The 19,251-nt window shown below is 36.1% G+C and carries 17 protein-coding genes; 7 read left to right on the forward strand and 10 right to left on the reverse strand.

What is annotated here, in order from left to right:
- Positions 1–242 precede the first annotated feature (242 nt).
- The 4 genes from leuD to leuA all read right to left on the reverse strand — a co-directional run bounded on the left by leuD (position 243) and on the right by leuA (position 5,030).
- Positions 243–845: a 3-isopropylmalate dehydratase small subunit gene (gene leuD, locus ACGH46_RS01990; protein WP_267351714.1), complete on the reverse strand. Its 603-nt coding sequence runs from the start codon at positions 843–845 to the stop codon at positions 243–245.
- Between the two features lie 10 nt (positions 846–855).
- Positions 856–2,265, reverse strand: a complete 1,410-nt coding sequence (leuC, locus tag ACGH46_RS01995) for a 3-isopropylmalate dehydratase large subunit (RefSeq protein ID WP_411603830.1) — start codon at positions 2,263–2,265, stop codon at positions 856–858.
- A gap of 68 nt (positions 2,266–2,333) precedes the next feature.
- Positions 2,334–3,413: a 3-isopropylmalate dehydrogenase gene (gene leuB, locus ACGH46_RS02000; RefSeq protein ID WP_220215693.1), complete on the reverse strand. Its 1,080-nt coding sequence runs from the start codon at positions 3,411–3,413 to the stop codon at positions 2,334–2,336.
- A 69-nt stretch (positions 3,414–3,482) separates the two neighbouring features.
- Positions 3,483–5,030: a 2-isopropylmalate synthase gene (leuA, locus tag ACGH46_RS02005; protein WP_220215692.1), complete on the reverse strand. Its 1,548-nt coding sequence runs from the start codon at positions 5,028–5,030 to the stop codon at positions 3,483–3,485.
- A gap of 448 nt (positions 5,031–5,478) precedes the next feature.
- Between leuA and nfsB the strand changes: the two genes are divergently transcribed.
- Complete coding sequence (gene nfsB, locus ACGH46_RS02010; protein ID WP_411603833.1) at positions 5,479–6,123, forward strand: oxygen-insensitive NAD(P)H nitroreductase; 645 nt, start codon at positions 5,479–5,481, stop codon at positions 6,121–6,123.
- Between the two features lie 53 nt (positions 6,124–6,176).
- On the opposite strand, the gene ACGH46_RS02015 is transcribed toward nfsB, so the two are convergent.
- The gene (locus tag ACGH46_RS02015) at positions 6,177–7,031 is read right to left on the reverse strand and encodes a hypothetical protein (RefSeq protein WP_411603834.1); all 855 of its coding nucleotides are present in this window, start codon (positions 7,029–7,031) and stop codon (positions 6,177–6,179) included.
- A 230-nt stretch (positions 7,032–7,261) separates the two neighbouring features.
- On the opposite strand from ACGH46_RS02015, the gene ettA reads away from it, so the two are divergent.
- Positions 7,262–8,929, forward strand: coding sequence for an energy-dependent translational throttle protein EttA (ettA, locus tag ACGH46_RS02020; RefSeq protein WP_267351704.1), 1,668 nt, complete (start codon positions 7,262–7,264; stop codon positions 8,927–8,929).
- Positions 8,930–8,983: 54 nt separating this feature from the next.
- Here ettA and ACGH46_RS02025 read toward each other — a convergent pair whose 3' ends face one another.
- Genes ACGH46_RS02025 through ACGH46_RS02035 form a run of 3 tightly spaced genes read right to left on the reverse strand, consistent with a single transcriptional unit; the run spans position 8,984 to position 12,551 of the window.
- The gene (locus tag ACGH46_RS02025; protein ID WP_411603836.1) at positions 8,984–10,615 is read right to left on the reverse strand and encodes a DUF2813 domain-containing protein; all 1,632 of its coding nucleotides are present in this window, start codon (positions 10,613–10,615) and stop codon (positions 8,984–8,986) included.
- Between the two features lie 15 nt (positions 10,616–10,630).
- On the reverse strand, positions 10,631–11,434 hold the full coding sequence (gene rfaP, locus ACGH46_RS02030) for a lipopolysaccharide core heptose(I) kinase RfaP (protein ID WP_411603839.1): 804 nt from the start codon (positions 11,432–11,434) through the stop codon (positions 10,631–10,633).
- Complete coding sequence (locus tag ACGH46_RS02035) at positions 11,427–12,551, reverse strand: glycosyltransferase family 4 protein (RefSeq protein WP_411603841.1); 1,125 nt, start codon at positions 12,549–12,551, stop codon at positions 11,427–11,429. Before ACGH46_RS02035 ends, rfaP begins: the two co-directional genes overlap by 8 nt.
- A 227-nt stretch (positions 12,552–12,778) precedes the next feature.
- On the opposite strand from ACGH46_RS02035, the gene ACGH46_RS02040 reads away from it, so the two are divergent.
- Positions 12,779–13,249, forward strand: coding sequence for a hypothetical protein (locus ACGH46_RS02040; protein ID WP_267351697.1), 471 nt, complete (start codon positions 12,779–12,781; stop codon positions 13,247–13,249).
- A gap of 341 nt (positions 13,250–13,590) precedes the next feature.
- Here the strand turns inward: ACGH46_RS02040 and ACGH46_RS02045 are convergent, their stop codons facing one another.
- Together ACGH46_RS02045 and ACGH46_RS02050 are read right to left on the reverse strand one after the other, a co-directional pair.
- Positions 13,591–13,920, reverse strand: coding sequence for a DUF2645 family protein (locus tag ACGH46_RS02045; protein WP_411596944.1), 330 nt, complete (start codon positions 13,918–13,920; stop codon positions 13,591–13,593).
- Between the two features lie 63 nt (positions 13,921–13,983).
- Positions 13,984–14,940: a TIGR01212 family radical SAM protein gene (locus ACGH46_RS02050; protein WP_411596943.1), complete on the reverse strand. Its 957-nt coding sequence runs from the start codon at positions 14,938–14,940 to the stop codon at positions 13,984–13,986.
- Positions 14,941–15,392: 452 nt separating this feature from the next.
- On the opposite strand from ACGH46_RS02050, the gene ACGH46_RS02055 reads away from it, so the two are divergent.
- From ACGH46_RS02055 to ACGH46_RS02070, 4 genes are all read left to right on the forward strand, one after another.
- Complete coding sequence (locus ACGH46_RS02055; protein ID WP_065559077.1) at positions 15,393–16,031, forward strand: nitroreductase family protein; 639 nt, start codon at positions 15,393–15,395, stop codon at positions 16,029–16,031.
- A 6-nt stretch (positions 16,032–16,037) separates the two neighbouring features.
- Entirely contained in the window at positions 16,038–17,243 is a 1,206-nt protein-coding gene (locus tag ACGH46_RS02060) for an FTR1 family protein (protein WP_411598934.1), read from the forward strand.
- A 77-nt stretch (positions 17,244–17,320) separates the two neighbouring features.
- Positions 17,321–17,887, forward strand: a complete 567-nt coding sequence (locus ACGH46_RS02065; protein WP_267351689.1) for an iron transporter — start codon at positions 17,321–17,323, stop codon at positions 17,885–17,887.
- Positions 17,888–17,985: 98 nt separating this feature from the next.
- Positions 17,986–19,236 (forward strand): Fe-S-containing protein, encoded by a 1,251-nt coding sequence (locus ACGH46_RS02070; RefSeq protein ID WP_411603844.1) that lies wholly within the window; start codon positions 17,986–17,988, stop codon positions 19,234–19,236.
- Positions 19,237–19,251 lie beyond the last annotated feature (15 nt).

Here is a 19,251-nt window from a genome sequence, read left to right on the forward strand (position 1 = left end):
TGAAAATGATCGCTAGATTGTTTAATTGAATTCACTCATCTTGATGATTTATTGTCGTATTCTTTGTTACTTTTTATTCCTTATGAACAATTTATAGTCATAATTTTCTGATGTAAAAATAAGTTGCGGAAGTATATATTATATTGGTCATCTAAGTGAAATGTTCTTGGGTAACTTATTTTAAAAAAAGGTGATATACCATCGCTTAAATAGTAATAAGCGATGATATCTTCATTAAGAGTTTATGCTAAAAAAGAAGGGATTTTATGTTCAAATGCACTGATTGCATCTTCATGTTGTAGCGTTAAACCAATATTATCTAATCCATTTAATAAACAATGGCGTTTAAAAGCATCAATTTTAAAAGGATATTGCTTATCGCCTGCAATCACGACTTCGTTAACCAGATCGATAGTAAATTCGATTCCTTCATTGGCTTCAACAATTTTGAAAAGTTCATCAATGTCTTCTTCTGACAGATTCACTAACAATAGTTGATTGTTAAACGAGTTGTTATAAAAAATATCGGCAAAACTCGAACCGATAATCGTTTTAAACCCATAATCTGCTAATGCCCATGGTGCATGCTCACGGGATGAACCGCAGCCAAAATTTTCACGTGTTAATAAAATACTGGCGCCTTTATAACGAGGTTTATTTAAAACGAAATCAGGATTAGGTTGTTCGCCAATATCATCTAAAAAACGCCATTCATGAAAAGCATGTTTACCAAATCCAGTACGAGTTACTTTTTGTAAAAACTGTTTTGGAATAATCGCATCGGTATCAACATTAGCCGCATCTAAAGGAACGACTAGTCCTGTGTGTGTTGTAAATTTTGCCATGACCGTCTCCTTAAAATGGTTTGCGAATATCTGTAAAATAGCCAGTGATTGCTGCTGCGGCTGCCATAGCAGGACTGACTAAATGCGTTCTGGCGTCTCGACCTTGTCGCCCTTCAAAATTACGATTACTGGTCGATGCACAGCGATCCCCCGGTGCTAATTTATCATCATTCATGGCTAAACACATTGAACACCCAGGTAGACGCCACTCAAAACCCGCATCGATAAAGATCTTATCTAAACCTTCGGCTTCAGCTTGTTGCTTCACAGGCCCAGAACCAGGCACCACTAAAGCTTGCACGCCGTTAGCGACTTTACGTCCTTGAGCAATTTTTGCAGCAGCACGGAGATCTTCAATTCGAGAATTAGTACAGGATCCAATAAAGACTTTATTAATCTTGATATCACTCATTTTTGTTCCTGCGGTTAATCCCATATAGGTTAATGCACGCTGAGCAGACTGTTTTTCGATGGGATCGGCAAAATCATTTGGATTTGGCACGGTGGCATCAATTGATGTGACCTGTCCGGGATTAGTTCCCCATGTGACTTGTGGGGCAATATCTTTGGCTTCAAGAGTAACAACACGATCAAAATGTGCACCGTCATCGGTTTTTAAGGTTTTCCAATAATCTACCGCTTTGTCAAAATCTTCCCCTTTTGGTGAAAATTGGCGACCTTTTAAGTATGCAAAGGTGACTTCATCCGGTGCTACCAGACCAGCCTTAGCTCCCATTTCAATTGCCATATTACATAGTGTCATACGGCCTTCCATTGATAAGGCTTTAATGGCGTCACCGCAAAACTCAACGACATGCCCTGTGCCCCCAGCACTGGTTGTTTTACCGATAATGGCTAAAATAATGTCTTTAGCGGTAATGCCGTCGGCAACCTGACCTTTCACTTCAATTTTCATGGTCTTAGCACGACCTTGTTTTAAGGTTTGCGTTGCTAAAACATGTTCAACTTCTGATGTGCCGATACCAAAAGCGAGTGCGCCAAAAGCGCCATGTGTTGCGGTATGTGAATCCCCACAAACTATTGTCATACCGGGTAATGTCATCCCTTGTTCTGGGCCGACAACATGGACGATACCTCGTAATGGGCTGTGTAGCCCGTAAAGTGAAACGCCAAATTCTTCAGCATTTTTTGCAAGTTCGGTTAATTGAATTTGTGCCATTTCGCTACATGCATTTAAATCATTACTTTTGGTTGAGGTATTATGATCCATGGTTGCAAAGGTTTTATGGGGTTGTCTCACTTTTCGATTCATCGCCCGTAAACCATCAAAAGCTTGAGGTGAGGTCACTTCATGAACTAAGTGACGGTCGATATATAAAATAGGTGTTTCATTTGGCGCTTCATATACAACATGCGCATCATATAATTTTTGATACAATGTTTTTGGAGTTGTTGACATTGCTTTATTCCTTTATTGTTATCCTGAAGATTAACCGAATTTTTTCAACTTAAGCATATTAAATGTTGTTAGATAAAATGGCAGATAGCATCGCCCATTTCATCGGTTGAAACATACTGACCACCTCGAGCTAAATCAATTGTTCTGATGCCTTGTTCCAGCGCTCGATTAACTGCATTTTCGATTGCTTTAGCAATATCATCACGTTTTAAGCTATAACGGACTAATAATGCTAAAGAAAGTATTTGGGCGGCTGGATTGGCAATATTTTTTCCTGCTATATCGGGTGCACTACCGCCTGCGGGTTCATATAATCCAAAACCTTGCTCATTTAGACTTGCAGAAGGTAGCATTCCCATTGAACCGGTTATCATGGCACATTCATCCGATAAAATGTCGCCAAATAGGTTTGAACATAAAATCACATCAAATTGTGAAGGGTCTTTCACCAGTTGCATAGTGGCATTATCAATATACATATGTTCAAGCGTGACATCGGGATAACCTTTAGCGATTTCTGTGACAACTTCTCGCCATAATATTGATGTTTGCAAAACGTTAGCTTTATCTACCGAGGTGACTTTTTTACGTCGAATTTTAGCTGCTTCAAAAGCCATTTTTGCGATACGTTCAATTTCAAATCGATGATAAACTTCGGTATCATAAGCCTTTTCTTGTGCACCTGTGCCTTCACGTCCTTTTGGTAAACCAAAATAGATACCGCCAGTTAATTCACGCATACATAAAATATCAAAGCCACGTTTTGCAATGTCTTCACGTAAAGGACAAAGTTCTTCTAAACCTTGATAAAGACTTGCTGGGCGCATATTAGCAAATAATTTAAAATGTTTTCGTAGCGGTAATAATGCACCACGTTCTGGTTGTTGATCTGGCGGTAAATGTGTCCATTTAGGGCCACCAACAGAACCAAACAAAATGGCATCGGCTTTTTCACAACCTTCCAGCGTGTCATTAGGTAGTGGACATCCATGAATATCAATCGCTGCACCACCAACATCATATTCACTAGTCGTAATAGAAAGTTGATATTTTTGACGGATAATATTAAGCACTTTGTAGGCTTGTTTCATCACTTCTGGCCCAATTCCATCCCCGGGTAATACTGCAATATGGTAATTTTGTGACATGTTCTTATTCCTTAACAATCTAATTTAAATTGGTTATTTTGTTCACAATAAACAAAATGAGATTCGTTATTACGCATGATGTAATTTTTGTTTTTCCTCGGCAACTTGGTTTGCTCGATAAACATTATTCAAGACATTTATCAATGCTAAAGCTGACGAATGCACAATATCGGTAGCTAGCCCAACGCCGTGAAATTTTCGACCTTTATATTCAGCAACAATATCAACCTGACCTAGCGCATTTTCGCCTTGACCTTTTGATGCCAATTGATATTTAACAATTGAAATAGGTTCGCCAGTAATACGATTTATTGCTTGATAAACGGCATCGACCGGGCCATTGCCAGTTGCTGCATCAGAGAATTTTTGGTCACCAATAATTAAGCTCACTGATGCGGTCGAAACGACCGTGGAACCTGATTGAACATTAAAATAATCTAATTTGTAATGATCTTGTTCATCTTTTAATTGGTTAATAAATATTAATGCTTCAAGATCATAATCAAAAACTTGTCCTTTTTTGTCTGCCAATTCAAGAAAAGCTTCATAAACTTGATCTAAATTATAGTCTGTATCATGGTAGCCTAATTCTTCTAAGCGATGCTTAACCGCTGCACGCCCTGAACGTGAAGTAAGATTCAATTGAATTTGGTTTAACCCAATTGATTCTGGGGTCATGATTTCGTAGGTTTCTCGGTTTTTTAGAATACCATCTTGATGAATACCGGATGAGTGCGCAAAAGCATTACTGCCAATAACGGCTTTATTCGCCGGTATTGGCATATTGGTAATTTGACTGACAATTTGACTGGTACGATAAATTTCTTGATGATTGATATTAGTATGAACATTTAGGATATTTTGACGAACTTTGATCGCCATAATCACTTCTTCCAAAGCGGTGTTTCCTGCTCGTTCACCTAAACCATTCATCGCCCCTTCAATTTGCCGAGCACCTTCTTGAATCGCGCTAATCGAGTTAGCCACCGACATACCCAAGTCATCATGACAATGAACAGAGATAATCGCTTTATCAATGTTCGGGACACGTTCAAATAAGGTACGAATAATGCCACCAAATTGATAAGGAACAGTATAACCGACAGTATCTGGGATATTGATCGTCGTTGCCCCGGCTTTAATTGCCGCTTCAACGATCCGACATAAGTTATCAATTGGGGTACGACCTGCATCTTCACAAGAAAACTCCACATCATTAGTATAATTACGTGCACGCTTAATGCAGTGCACAGCCCTGTCAACGACATCATCAAATGTCATTTTTAATTTATCTTGTACATGTAACGTCGATGTTGCCATAAACGTATGAATGCGAAACTGATCCGCAACTTTCAATGCTTCAGCTGCAACATCAATATCCTTATCAATACAGCGTGATAGCGCACAAACCCGGCTATCTTTAATGGTTTTTGCAATGGTTTGTACCGATTCAAAATCACCGGGAGATGAAACAGGAAAACCAACCTCCATAACATCAACTCGCATTCGTTCTAAAGCTAATGCAATTTGCAATTTTTCTTTTACACTTAGACTTGCTTGTAATGCCTGTTCGCCATCACGTAATGTTGTATCAAAAATAATGACTTGGTTGCTCATTGTTTTTTCCTTTTCTTATTTAGCGCTATCTCGGTGTTTAGCGTTATAAAACAAAAAACCCGCACTTTAGCGCGGGTTCTTGTTAATTTGTCGAGTATTTTATATTTAAAACTTTTACTCCAAACACAAGCTATCCGCGCAAGACAATGCGAGGAGGAGGCTGAGGTTGTGAGTTAAAAAGTTAATAAACATAAAAATCTCTAAATTCAACAGTTATACAAAATAAATTGGTGTTATTTTTATCAAATGCTGATGAATGTGTCAACGATTATTTGTCAATGAATAAAAAATATTCTAAACTAAAATTGTCTATGCCTTATTCTAACTATTATTCTCGACTAATTTTCAAAGTTCGTCCTATCAAAATAATATATTGAGCGTCTTATCATTCTGGTTATACTATTTCTTATGGTATTAATTATTTAAATCATTAATTAAGGACATTAAAATGAACATAGTTGAAATTTCAGAAAAACGTTATACCACAAAACATTATGATCCAACTAAAAAAATTCCGGCTGAGGTGATTGAACAACTTTTAACAGTATTAAGAAACAGTCCATCTTCGGTTAACTCTCAACCGTGGCATTTTTATGTTATTGATAACGAAGCCACTAAAAATAAAATTTTGCCAGCAATAGCTGATTTTAATCAACCGCGTGTCACCGGCTCATCACATACTATTGTTTTTTGCATTAAAACCCCGTTGGATGAAGCCCATTTAGTCAATCTCCTTAATCAAGAAGAGAAAGACGGACGTTTGCCTTCGGCGGAATTAAAGGCGTCTCAAGATCAGGGTCGACGTTATTTTGTAAATTTAAACAGCAAGACACCTGAATCGCAACAGTGTTGGGAAGGTAAACAAGCCTATATTGCGTTAGGGCAATTGCTTTTTGCCGCTGCGGCAATTGGTGTTGATTCTACCGCAATAGAGGGTTACGATTCTGCTAAAATGGATGAAATTTTAGATCTTAAAAGCAAAGGATTGAAAAGCATTGTGGTTGCAACGTTAGGTTATCGTGCTCAAGATGATGGTAATGCGCATCGTCCTAAATCACGTCTGCCGAAAGATCAAATCTTCACCTTCTTATAATCTGATTAACATCCCACCTCGTATTAGGTGGGATGAGTAAAAAGGGTATGATATTACTTCTCTGAATAATTGCTATAGTGTTTCAGATTCTCTTCCAGCGCTTGTTGTTGTTCTAAAGTAAACTCTTCATAAAAAAAGAAATAACCCATATGTTTCTGTATAAGAAACACATAACCTTTTGGTGTTTTCTCGATTTTGAAAAATTCAGCATAGTTAATATTAAAATAATTTTCTACTCTTTTTTCGCTACTGGTTATTAGATGATCATTATAAAAGATACAGGTCATACTGCCAAAGCGTTCATTCAATGTTATAACCTGCTTTTTTGATTGTTGTTTAAAATTAACCAAAAATATGGTAAGTAATAAAATAGACAGTATGAAAATTAGTGCTGATAAAGGAGGATTTTTTGCAAATACCAACAAACTCATCAAGAAAAGAATAGTAGATGTAATAAACATCATTTTTCTTAAATTTCGATATTGATAACAAATAAACGCATATACTTGTTGATAGTCAAATCGATAATTTACCGTTGCTATTTCGGGTTGTTGGTTTTTGCTTAAATAAGGAGCCAGATAATCTTTTAGCAGCAGTAACTCATCCTGTTGAAACAGATCATAACGAACAAATTCAAAAATTATCTTATTATAAAAAAAAAATAACCCAGTTGTGGTTTCTTTTATTTGATATAGATCAGAGTAATAGAAAGTACAGACTTCGTTTTTATCGTTATTTAGCTTCACTATTTTTTCATTATCGAAGGTGAAGGTAAAATTACGCATATTATCAGCAATTGAATCATCTAATTTTTGTGTAAACACATCATCCAAACAATATAGTAGCGCGTAATAATTATCGACAATATATTGTCGATCAATATGGCAATTAACGGTGATGTTACTCATTCTTGCTCCTAAAATGGTCTTTATCACTCATACTGTCAATTTAATAGGTTATTAATTATATATAAAACCAATTATATTGCATGTTAAACATAAAAGAGACTGAATAAATCTAATCAATTCGACAAATAACCCTAGACCCCATTGACAGAATCGTTACAATATACGGCATGACTTTTATAGCAAGTAAAATTAACTTGGCTATGATTAATTTAACAAACGGATGATGTTTTATGGCGCAATATGTTTATACCATGAATCGTGTTGGGAAGATTGTTCCTCCTAAACGTTATATTTTAAAAGATATCTCTTTAAGTTTTTTTCCTGGTGCCAAAATTGGTGTTCTTGGCTTAAATGGGGCAGGTAAATCGACATTACTACGAATTATGGCAGGAGTGGATACCGAAATTGAAGGTGAAGCTCGTCCACAGCCGGACATAAAAATAGGTTATTTACCGCAAGAACCTAAACTTGATCCTAAGCAAACTGTACGTGAAGCAATTGAACAAGCTGTTGGTGATGCCAAAAAAGCATTGGCTCGTTTAGATGAAGTTTATGCGGCTTATGCTGATCCAGATGCTGATTTTGACAAATTAGCCAAAGAACAAGCTGAACTTGAAGCAATTATTCAATCGCAAGATGCGCATAATCTGGATAATCAATTAGAACGAGCTGCCGATGCGCTACGCCTGCCTGATTGGGATGCAAAAATCGAAAATTTATCGGGTGGTGAGCGTCGCCGTGTTGCTATTTGCCAGTTATTGCTGGAAAAACCGGACATGTTATTAATTGACGAACCGACTAACCATTTAGATGCTGAATCTGTGGCATGGTTAGAACGCTTTTTACATGACTATGAAGGCACTGTAGTCGCTGTAACCCATGACCGTTACTTCTTAGACAATGTTGCTGGTTGGATTTTAGAGCTAGACCGAGGCGAAGGTATTCCATGGGAAGGTAATTACTCATCTTGGCTTGAACAGAAAGATCAGCGATTAGCGCAAGAAGCGGCAACCGAATCTGCTCGCCGTAAATCGATTGAAAAAGAGCTTGAATGGGTACGCCAAAATCCAAAAGGTCGCCAAGCAAAAAGCAAAGCCCGTCTAGCCCGTTTTGAAGAGCTTAATAGCAACGATTACCAAAAACGTAATGAAACTAATGAACTCTTTATTCCGCCTGGGCAACGTTTAGGTGATAAAGTTATCGAAGTGCAAAACTTAACTAAATCCTATGGTGATCGAGTATTAATCGATAATCTGTCATTTAGTATTCCTAAAGGGGCGATTGTTGGGATCATTGGTCCGAATGGTGCGGGTAAATCGACGCTATTTAGAATGCTATCGGGTAAAGAACAACCAGATTCAGGAACTATCACATTAGGTGATACCGTACAACTTGCCTCTGTCGATCAATTCCGTGACAGTATGGATGATAATAAGACTGTTTGGGATGAAATTTCAAATGGGCAAGATATTATGCGTATTGGTAACTTCGAAATTCCAAGCCGTGCCTATGTTGGTCGCTTTAATTTTAAAGGCGTTGATCAGCAAAAAAGAGTGGGTGAGTTGTCTGGTGGTGAACGTGGTCGGGTGCATTTAGCTAAGTTATTACAAGTTGGTGGTAATGTACTATTACTCGATGAGCCAACCAATGACTTAGATGTCGAAACACTGCGAGCACTGGAAAATGCGTTATTAGAGTTTCCGGGCTGTGCATTAGTTATTTCGCATGACCGTTGGTTCTTAGATCGTATTGCAACCCATATTTTAGACTACCAAGATGAAGGGCATGTGGAGTTCTTTGAAGGTAACTTTACCGAATATGAAGAGTGGAAAAAACGGACTTTAGGGGCAGAAGCCTTAGAGCCGAAACGTGCCAAATACAAACGTATAGCAAAATAGGTTGTATCGACTTCCGCCGATAACTACGGCGGAATATGACAGGGACTTAACTGGCTATAATGTTGGATCGAGCTTATTTGAGGCTTTAATTATTTTCGAAAAAGCGTCAATTAAAAGAGGAGGAATCGATTTTACTCCTCTTGATTTTGCATCATCACAAACTGCAATCGCTAAATCAGGTTTTGAGCTATTATGGATCGCTTTTTGAATAATTTTATGGACGGGCAAATCAATATATTCAACAGTATGATAGGCCGCTAATTTATACACATGGCTAAAACCATTTTTAAAAAGAAAATTCTCGATGTCTCGAGCGGGCAAAATAGTTAAATACTCATTCGGGTCTTTATCCGAAGGACACAAAGATTTTAACGTTTCAGCATATTTTTTACCTGCCATATCGCCGTCGGTAATGACATACCAGTGAATCCCCATTTTATTGGCATACTTAATTAATGGTTTTAAACCACATTGAGCAAATTCCAGTAACTGCACGCCTTCAGAACTAAGATGATATCCGCTTTGTTCTGCGAGTTCTCGTAGTAACCAGACTTCCGTTTCACCCTCCACTAATAGCCAGCAACGTGCAAAGATAGCACTTGCCCGTCGATAGAGAACATGAAATAAGATTCGACGGTTATCATCAACACTCAATGAATTTGGTGCAATATATTTTGTCACTATCTGATCAGGTAGACGAATCAACCGATAAATATTTTCTAATGGAAAGAGAGAAACGAGATCACTTGAATTGGAGGTGATGATTTTTTGTGTAGGTAGATTTTTTAGTAATCGGAAACCAATTGATAAAATAATTGGATGAAGTTGGCTTTCTGGCTCTTCTAAAATTAAAATTGGTACTGCGTTTTGCGTTAAAGGATTATCACTTTTGGCAATCATAATAGAGCCGAAAATATCTAACAAAGCTGTCCGTAAATAGCGATTATCAAGCTCATCTAAAATATTATTAATGCGTTCAAGTGAATTCCAATCTTCACTACGAGGGCTATTTTTCTTTGCGACATTTTGATAACGTTGTTCAGGATTGCCAAAATAGTATTCTAATAAAGCACGTCCAGCTTTTAAGCCTTGTTGCAATTCAACTTGACTTAACTGTGCTGAGTGTTCGTGTAACTGTTTAGAAAGTTGATCTATAAAATATTCTGATAAAGGTTGATTGGTGACAGGTAGGTTAGGCGTATTCGTTGCATTTTTAAGGGCGACTACTGGATTAAGTTCAATAAGGGTTGCAATGAATGAATCTGGATCGGAAAGCGTATAGCGCTTGTTGTGATAATCAACTAAATTATGTTGGCTAATAATATTTGTATTGTGTTTATTAGCCGTGAGTTGATAAGTAATTCGTCTAAAATTATCTTGTTCTATTTGATAAGCAACAGCTTGTAAAGGTTGATGACTTTGGTTATTCAGCTCATTTTCATAAGATTCGCAATAAGTTGCAGTAATACTAATTTTATTGCCATAATTTTCATGTTTATCGTGATAAAAATCGGAATCAACAAATTGATAAAATTTTTTATCCAGTGATAAAAGGGTTAGTGCACGGATTAAGCTTGAACGTCCCCAACGGTTTTCACCAATCAGAACACTGGCTTGTGAATTTAATTTTAATGATAATCGGCTTATTCCTTGAAATCCTTCAATATCGATTTGTTCAATAAACATAGTATCTCCTTATTGCTAAAGATGATATTTTTCCGTACGTTTACGAATTCTTTCTGCTTTTTGTTGAGTGTGACTAATCAACTTGTGTTCATCTCGTAAAATTGTTTTTAACGGCTTATTAAAATAAACTTTTAAAAATAGCCAAATATCTCGCGTTGTTAAGCCAATATTGCGGGATGAAAAATAGAGTCCAATCAGATCCTTATCACGCCAGCGAGTGGGTACTTGCTGACGAATTTGTGCTCGATGTAAGTCAATAACCGACAATTTTAGTTGTTGATGATTTTCAAACAGTGGTAAATCAAGTAAAAAATGGCACAGATAACAATCACGATGATTAACACCTGCTGCATGCATATTGGCGATCATTTTTGCCAGATAAATAATTAATGAACGCTTTAAGTGATAACTAGGCGGTGTTGTCGCCCATGATTGTGTGAAATCTTCTAAACTAATAGCAGGATTAAGATCATGGGTAATAATAAAGGAGTGACGGGTAAGAGGATTGAAACCTTTACGCCCAAAAGCGCGTCCATCCATCGTATTGACACCCACTTGCTCTAAACGATGTATTGCATCCCATTCTTGTTTGGCATCTAAAACGGGCAATCTGAATGATAACAGATTTTTTAAGATCTCTTTTATTGTTGTACCACGATGAATTTTAATAAAATATGATTGTCCATCTTGTTCAAAATTTAATGTTTTTCGTTGATTAACTGCTCGATAGATAGTGCCCGAAATCAATTCAACTTCAGTAAACGGATCTTTATTTTTCCATATCTGATCGAACGGTGATTTAAGTTTGATTTCATTCATAATGTCTACAACCTAAAATAATGTCTGTGGCACGTTCAGCCAAATGATATAAATCCGCTGTTTCGCCATAGTGGATGGCATTATTATGCCAAGTTAACAATTGTTGTTTATCCGTGATGGCATGATAGACGGCTTGATTGAGTTCAGATTGAACAAACGGTTCGTTAAGTACAACGCCAGCATTAGCATCGTGGATATGATAGGCATAACCTGAAATGCCAGATACAATGACCGGTACACCTGCTGCTAATGCTTCAACTAATACCATACCTGCGGCTTCTTGTCTTGCCGGATGCAGCAGTAAATCGGCTGAAAATAGAAAATCAGGAATATCATCACGACCCGAAAAAAAGCGAACTCGCGGTAAAATACCAAGCTGTTTAGCTAATTTTTGATAATCATCAGCTTTGTCTTGTCCTACAACTAAGTAAACCAATTTTTGTTTTAAGTCTTCAGGCAATGCAGCAATCGCATATAATGTACGGTCAACCCCTTTACGTTTAAAGTCTGAACCAATTTGTACTATGACAAAATCATCCTGATTTATCTGATTGGTTTGTCTTAATAGTTGACGTTTTATTGGTGAATCAGAATTATATTGACGATTTTGTGCAATACCAGGTGGTAGTAATGAAAAACGTGAAGGTTGGGTGTAATAATACTTTTCAAAGTCATGTATTTGCTGTTTAGTAAGAGCCATTATTTGTGTGTGGTGATGTGGATTAAATACCGCATCTTCAAATGCCAAGTAATGCTTACAGCGTGGTAATAATTGATAAAAAAAGCCCTTATGTGACACTTTTTCTGCAAAACAAGTATCGCCTGCAAAATAGACATCCAAATTAGGCATTTTATTAAAACCAACAACACAATCAGCAGGATGCGTTTGTAAATGTGTTTTTACCCAATAATAATAATTTTGGTTTCGATGATGGTTTGAAAGCCCTTTTTTGGGTACTAAGATGATATCAAAATTGACAGGTTTATCGCCTTGCCAGTCCATCACATAGACACGAACTTTATGTCCACGAGCTAAGCAAGTATTAGCAATCTGCAAAAAATCACGTTGCAGACCACCAAAAGGAAAATATTTATAGATACAAAAAGCGAGTTGCATGCACATTGCCTCAAGTGTGAAAGGCATATTATATACTTGTTGCTAGACAAGGTACAAAAAATAGATTTTATCGTTAGTTTTTAGCGAAAAAATAGGTCGTTTTTTGCTTGCGCTTTTAATTTAAAAATATGATGAATTTTATTGTTTGAATGATTTTTAAATGATAATATTCTGCGCCCATAAAGTTAACTCTTTATTTTTATCTAAAAATTATAACAAGGAAAAAAATGGTCGTACATCAATTCAAACAATCACTGCTAACGCCTTGGCAGAAAACTAAAATTGAAATTAATGATGATGTTGTCAACATTGATGAATTAACTAATTCTTTTAGCAAGAATCCTTTATCCAATCTTGCCGGTAAAAAAAGAGAAATTCCAATAAAAAGTATTCATTCTCTTTCCATTACTCGTACATATAATCTTAAAGGCGGATTGATCGGCGCAATAATAGTCTGTTTAGGAATAAAAGAAATTATCGATTTGTTTTCACATTTTGGGGATATTGGGCAAATCATTCTATCTATTTTACTACTGCCATTAGGATTATTAGTATTATTTTGTAGTGTTAATGAAACATTATGCATTAAGTATGATAACAAAGAGTGTGAAATTGATATTTCTCTTTTAGAGCGTGAAACATTATCTAAAATTGTCAGCGATATAAATGAACGTTTAGACAATCATTCAAAAGTTTAGATTTGAATCATTTTTATTGAAAATCCCCCTAAATCTTAATGAACCAAAGCGATGTTAAATGATTTTAAATCGGTAATTTCGCTTTGGTTATTCTTTATTTCGGTTCCACAATCTAACGATCTTTACACTTTTTATTTTAATTCATACTAATACGTTAACATGCATTGTTGTGGGCAATTCTATCAACGTTGATATTGATTCTTAATGCCGTTTTAGATCCTTTTTAATAGCATAAAGGATCTAATTTTCACAAAATTGTACTCCAAAGCTTTATTAGCAAAATTAAACCTTAATGGGGCTGTTAAAAACAAATTATCTAAACAGACTTTTTAATTTTACCTTTAGCACCAATTGAAACGCAAATAAAAAGACCACAAAAGATAGATAAGCACAATTAACATATATGTGTATCGGATCATTTTATTTTTGAGTAAAAATAAAATAAGAAAGCAGGGAATTAAAACAATGATGGGTTCAGTTGTTAATCGTCCACCTACTGGTAATTGACATAGATTATTGAACACGCCTGAATCGACCAACCATTCATATTTATCTGCTGAAAAAATCTTTATTAAAAAAAATAAAAAAATACAGTATATAAATGGAAGAATATTAACTTTAACAACGCTTGCAAATCTTTTAGATGCAATGTTAACTCTTGATGTTTTCATCCTTAAAAAATAGAATCCTTAAATTATGTTGTTTTTTTAAAATCTTTGTTAGGAATTAAACCGCTAACTGCCTAAATTGTCAATTGAATCTTTAGATTGTTTACAATGATATGTGTCATTAATCGCGCTACCTTGAGCACCAAATTGCCTTAAATTGTGGTCTACAGAATTCATTGATTGCCAGTGATTTTCGCACCAATCAGGGGCAAGTAAGGTAGGTTTACGAGCATTGGCAGAGATGCGGTGATACAAAATATGGGCTGGTGTTTGCCTAATAATATCGCCAGCAATATCGACATACTGCTCTAAAGAGAGTATGTCGAGCCGACCTGCACGCCACACTTTAGCCATAATACTGCCTTCTACGATATGTAACGGATGCAGTTTTAAACCATCTACACCACTATTTAACACTTTATCAAGCGTCATTAAATTATCCTGCTTGGTTTCTTTAGGCAGACCAATGATTAAGTGAGTACAAACTTTTATACCAAGACGACGAGCCTTTTGCACCGTTTGATGATAGACATCAAATGTATGTCCACGATTAATATTGTGTAACGTTTTATCGTGAGCCGTTTGTAAGCCAAGCTCAAGCCAAACTTCGAAGCCTTTTGCCTGATAACTGGCAAGTAAATTCAGCGCTTCATCTGGCACACAATCTGGGCGAGTACCGACACAAAGACCGACAATATCCGCACTATTGAGTGCTTCTTCATACATATTTTTGAGTATTTCAACTTCGGCATAAGTGCTGGTATAGGCTTGAAAATAGGCAAGATAGCGCTTGGATTTTTTCATCTGATGCGCTTGTTGGGCAAGCTGCTGTGAAATCGTTTTTACTTGAATGGACTCATCAATGATCGAGGCGACATTACAAAAGGTACAACCACCAACACCGATAGTTCCGTCACGATTAGGACAGCTAAAACCACCATGTAAAGTCAGTTTATAAATTTTTTCGCCGTAACGGCGTTGCAGGTCAGAACCAAATGTATTAACGACTAAATGAAGTTGCATAATCAGCCAAAAATAAAATTTTGGCTATTTTACGAAGCAAATGAATTAAATTCAACTTGTGGCAAATTTTTTCTATTCTTGTACGCTTTTGCTAATAAAAATCTACCTTCCAAAAGGACTTTTATCAATGTCCCTATCCTGCAAACAAAGATTTCGAGAAGAAGCATTTAATTTTGAATTAAAAATTGTGTTAATGATAACAACGTGTCTATAACATTTCAGTAATCAATAAGATAAAAGTTAGTTATAAAAAATTTAAGTAAAGGTAATTTAATCGGATTAAAGGTATTAACGTTTTTTTAAAAAATAGGTGATTACAAATCAATACGTTAAAAAATTATCGCTAATTTTCTTATTACTTTAATGATAAAAATGATAGTTTGTATTGATAATTGGAATTATTAGCAATAAGATAGCACCTCCATTAGATTACAAAAATGTCAGAGGTAATTATGCAGTATATTGTGCGAAAAATAGTTGTCATTTTATTCTCATCATTATTTTCTATCTCTCTATGTTATGCCGATATTACTTTACCTGCTCCTCAAACAAAAGATGGCATGAGTTTATTTGAAAGTTTAACAAAACGGTCATCAACACCTGGTCCTGGTTTTCCTAATGGACAAATTTCGGATGAAGAACTTTCTACTGTGCTTTGGGCTGCAAGTGGTTTGAATCGAGGAACAACAGGATGGACTGTTCCAATGGGTACGGGTAAACAACCTTATGTAAGAATCTATGTTGCAAGTGAAAAGGGAACCTTTTTGTATGAATGGGAAGGGCACTATCTAAAAGAAATAAACAATAAAGATATTCGTGCCGATGTTGGTTTACAAAATTTTGTAAAACGAGCTAATTATGTGCTGATTTTCGTTACTGATTCAGCCGCATTTAATAATATCAAAGAAGAAAAAGCTAATAATTTTGGCAATATTGCTGTAGGTGCGATGAGTCAAAACGTCTACTTGGCTTCAGCGGCTTTGGATTTAAGTGCACGTTATATTCATGCCATCAAACCAGACGTTATTAGTCAAGAATTGCAGTTACCTTCAGACAATAAACCAATAGGTTTAATGTTATTAGGAAAATAAGAGATTATGGCTGTGAAAAAATATTTAACGCTAACATTGCTATTTTTTGTTAGCGTAGTTGCTTTTGTTTCTTCATCTTATGCAGCTGAAAAAAAATATGAAACATGGAATGCGATTATTGACGAAATGGATGTCATTCTTAATGATGCCTATGATCTCTATTTTATGAAAGATCCTGAAAAGGCTAAAGCACGTGTTAATAATGCTTATTTTGGTTTTTATGAAAAACACGGTGTTGAACGCGCAGTTATGTCTTATATTTCGGGTAAGCGTGGAACCGATACTGAATATCAATTCGCAAAAATTAAGCGTTTAATGTCAGATGGTGCTTCAAATAAAACTGTTCGTGCCGAGATCGATGTCATTTTGAAAATGCTTCATGAAGATGCTAACGAATTAGACGGCAAAAAAGAGAGCGGTTGGAGTGTGTTGTTAGCTTCATTTATCATTATCTTCCGGGAAGGTTTAGAAGCAATATTAGTGATAGCTGCTATCTCAGCCTACTTAGTGCGTTCAGGAAATATTCAAATGGTGAAAGTTGTCTATATGAGTTCACTTTTCGCCGTTTTTGCTAGTGTCCTTGCTGCAATTGCACTTAATTCCATTGTCAATCTTAGCGGGGCAAATCAAGAGATTATTGAAGGTGTCGCAATGTTATTAGCGACAGTGGTCTTATTTTTCATAAGTAATTGGATGTTTTCAAAAGCTGAAGCAGAAGCTTGGAAAAATTATGTAGAAGGTAAGGTTAAAAGTGCTATATCTTCAGGCAGTAGTATTGCATTAGGATTTGCTGCCTTTTTAGCGGTTTTCCGCGAAGGTGCAGAAACAATCTTATTCTATCAAGCTATGTTGAGTGAAAGTAAAGAACACATGGACATGGTTTGGTATGGGCTAGCAATCGGAACGCTAGTATTAGCCGTAATCTTTATTATCATTCGTTTTGGAACAATGAGACTGCCTCTTAAACCATTTTTTATTGGCACGAGTATATTAATGTATATCATGGCTATTGCTTTTGCCGGTGGTGGTGTCAAAGAGTTACAAGAAGCTGATATTATCCATGTAACTCCCGTTGATTTTGTACGCTCAATTGAAGTGCTTGGAATATATCCAACTGTTGAAACATTACTCCCACAAATCTTCATGGTGATAGTCGTTGCATTTTCCATTTCGTACTATAAAACAAAGTATCTCAAAAGACGGAAAAAATAGAAAAAAAGCAAGTATTGGTAGCGATAGCAATTTAGTTATTTCGTAATAAAGAGTAGTTAAAATTAGAGGAGTTTGAAATGAAAAAAATATTATTAACCGCAGGAATTTCGTCAATACTTGCAATATCTTCGTTTGCGTATGCTGCATCAGCGCCAGCACCTGGTGAAGAAAAAGGGTTTGAAGAGTTTCCTATTGGTGATGAAGTGACGGTAGGGCCTTTGCATATCGGTGCCGTATATTTCCAACCAGTGGATATGGAACCCGCTGGAATGGGAGGACTACCTGCATCAAAATCGGATATGCACCTTGAAGCTGACATTTCAGCTACAGCTGATAATAATTTAGGATATGGTGTCGGTGATTTTGTTCCTTACTTAACCGTAAAATATAAAATTCAAAAACAAGGTAGTGATAAAACAATCGAAGGTAATTTCATGCCGATGAATGCTTCTGACGGTCCTCACTATGGTAATAATGTTAAACTTGATGGAGCTGGAAAATATAAAGTTACCTTCACTATTGAAAATCCAGAAAAACAAGGTTACTTATTACATGTAGATCAAGAAACTGGCGTAGAAGGTCGTTTCTGGAGCAAACCTATTGAAGTATCTTGGGACTTTGATTATATCCCACGAGCTTGGTAACTTTTGTTTTGTAACAATAAGAAAATTTTAAAAAAGTACTCCATTATTGACGAGATTTAAACTCGTCAATAATAAATTGTAATGGCTAGGCAATTATTATGCTTCAATACCTTATCAACGTTACTGATAATACTTTTGTTCCCGCAATTATGATAGCGTTGCTTTGTGCGCTACTGACTAAATTCAATCCCCGTCCTATCAAAAAATTTATCGTTGTCGGTTTTATTTTAGGCTCAATTGTTGCATTAACTTATACCATTTTAAAACGTAACACGGCATTTGCAGTGCGTGAATATTATGATCTTGGTGTCATTATTTGTTGGTTAGTTATTACTATCCCGTTGTTAATTATTATACTTATACAAGTCCGCTCGTCGGCGCTATTTTTTAACCGCATATTTAATGGTTTATTCATATTGGCAATTGGATTAATAATGGCACAGTGCTTACCTAATCTAATGCTTTATCCTTTCCAATTTGATGTAGGAATGGAGTCGATTTTTAATAATGATTATTTGTTTAAATGGATTGGTTATGGTTTTGCGTTGCTATTAGCGGTATTAATTGGTCAATTTACGTGTCGAATATGTGAACGGTTATCAACTAAATGGGTTATTACCATTTCTGTTTTATCCTTGCTGATATACACGATTGCAAACAGCATTAATTTACTTCAAATTTTAATTGTCCGACGTCTTATCTCCACACAAAAATGGATGATGGATTTAGTTATTTTTATTCTGGCACATGTCAATTTATTTACATTTATTTTTATGGCAATTGTGCTGTTATTCACGGTTATTTTATATATAAAATCTAAAACGACTTCGTTAGTAGGAAGTAATCCGGCTCAGATTCGTAAACTTAAAGCACAGCTACGCACAGATAGAAGAACCTCGTTATTACTCATGGCTGGCATGGCAATGACCGCTTATACCGTTACACGTGCGCGTTATATATTTGAAAAAGGGGTAGAGTTAACGCCAGCTGAACCGGTTTCAGCAAATAAAGAGGGTTTAGTTGTTATCCCACTTACTCAAGTCAATGACGGCAATTTGCATCGGTATGGTTTTCAAGCAAGCGATGGAACGCTAGTACGTTTTATCGTTATCAAGAAGAGTGAAAATGCTTATGGAGTAGGCTTTGATGCTTGTGATATTTGTGGTGCAAGTGGTTATTATCAGCGTGGCAATCAAGTCGTTTGTATTTTATGTGATGTCGTTATGAATATTGCCACTATCGGATTTTCAGGTGGTTGTAATCCGGTTCCACTTAAATATGAAATTATTGACGGAAACATGGTAATTCGTACAGCTCACCTTGAAGCAGAAAAAAGCCGCTTTAAGTAAATGGTTTCCCAAAGG

The sequence above is a fragment of the Gilliamella sp. CG22 genome (genome assembly GCF_046635725.1).
Classification (GTDB): Bacteria; Pseudomonadota; Gammaproteobacteria; order Enterobacterales; family Orbaceae; genus Gilliamella; species Gilliamella apicola_I.

Coding starts and splice junctions, on each gene's coding strand:
- ACGH46_RS02025 (WP_411603836.1), bottom strand. CDS start 10,615: ATGTTTATTGAACAAATCGATATTGAAGGATTTCAAGGAATAAGCCGA.
- ACGH46_RS02055 (WP_065559077.1), top strand. CDS start 15,393: ATGCAGTATATTGTGCGAAAAATAGTTGTCATTTTATTCTCATCATTA.
- leuC (WP_411603830.1), bottom strand. CDS start 2,265: ATGTCAACAACTCCAAAAACATTGTATCAAAAATTATATGATGCGCAT.
- ACGH46_RS02015 (WP_411603834.1), bottom strand. CDS start 7,031: ATGAGTAACATCACCGTTAATTGCCATATTGATCGACAATATATTGTC.
- rfaP (WP_411603839.1), bottom strand. CDS start 11,434: ATGAATGAAATCAAACTTAAATCACCGTTCGATCAGATATGGAAAAAT.
- leuA (WP_220215692.1), bottom strand. CDS start 5,030: ATGAGCAACCAAGTCATTATTTTTGATACAACATTACGTGATGGCGAA.
- nfsB (WP_411603833.1), top strand. CDS start 5,479: ATGAACATAGTTGAAATTTCAGAAAAACGTTATACCACAAAACATTAT.
- leuD (WP_267351714.1), bottom strand. CDS start 845: ATGGCAAAATTTACAACACACACAGGACTAGTCGTTCCTTTAGATGCG.
- ACGH46_RS02060 (WP_411598934.1), top strand. CDS start 16,038: ATGGCTGTGAAAAAATATTTAACGCTAACATTGCTATTTTTTGTTAGC.
- ACGH46_RS02050 (WP_411596943.1), bottom strand. CDS start 14,940: ATGCAACTTCATTTAGTCGTTAATACATTTGGTTCTGACCTGCAACGC.
- ACGH46_RS02035 (WP_411603841.1), bottom strand. CDS start 12,551: ATGCAACTCGCTTTTTGTATCTATAAATATTTTCCTTTTGGTGGTCTG.
- ACGH46_RS02070 (WP_411603844.1), top strand. CDS start 17,986: ATGCTTCAATACCTTATCAACGTTACTGATAATACTTTTGTTCCCGCA.
- ACGH46_RS02040 (WP_267351697.1), top strand. CDS start 12,779: ATGGTCGTACATCAATTCAAACAATCACTGCTAACGCCTTGGCAGAAA.
- ACGH46_RS02065 (WP_267351689.1), top strand. CDS start 17,321: ATGAAAAAAATATTATTAACCGCAGGAATTTCGTCAATACTTGCAATA.
- ettA (WP_267351704.1), top strand. CDS start 7,262: ATGGCGCAATATGTTTATACCATGAATCGTGTTGGGAAGATTGTTCCT.
- leuB (WP_220215693.1), bottom strand. CDS start 3,413: ATGTCACAAAATTACCATATTGCAGTATTACCCGGGGATGGAATTGGG.
- ACGH46_RS02045 (WP_411596944.1), bottom strand. CDS start 13,920: ATGAAAACATCAAGAGTTAACATTGCATCTAAAAGATTTGCAAGCGTT.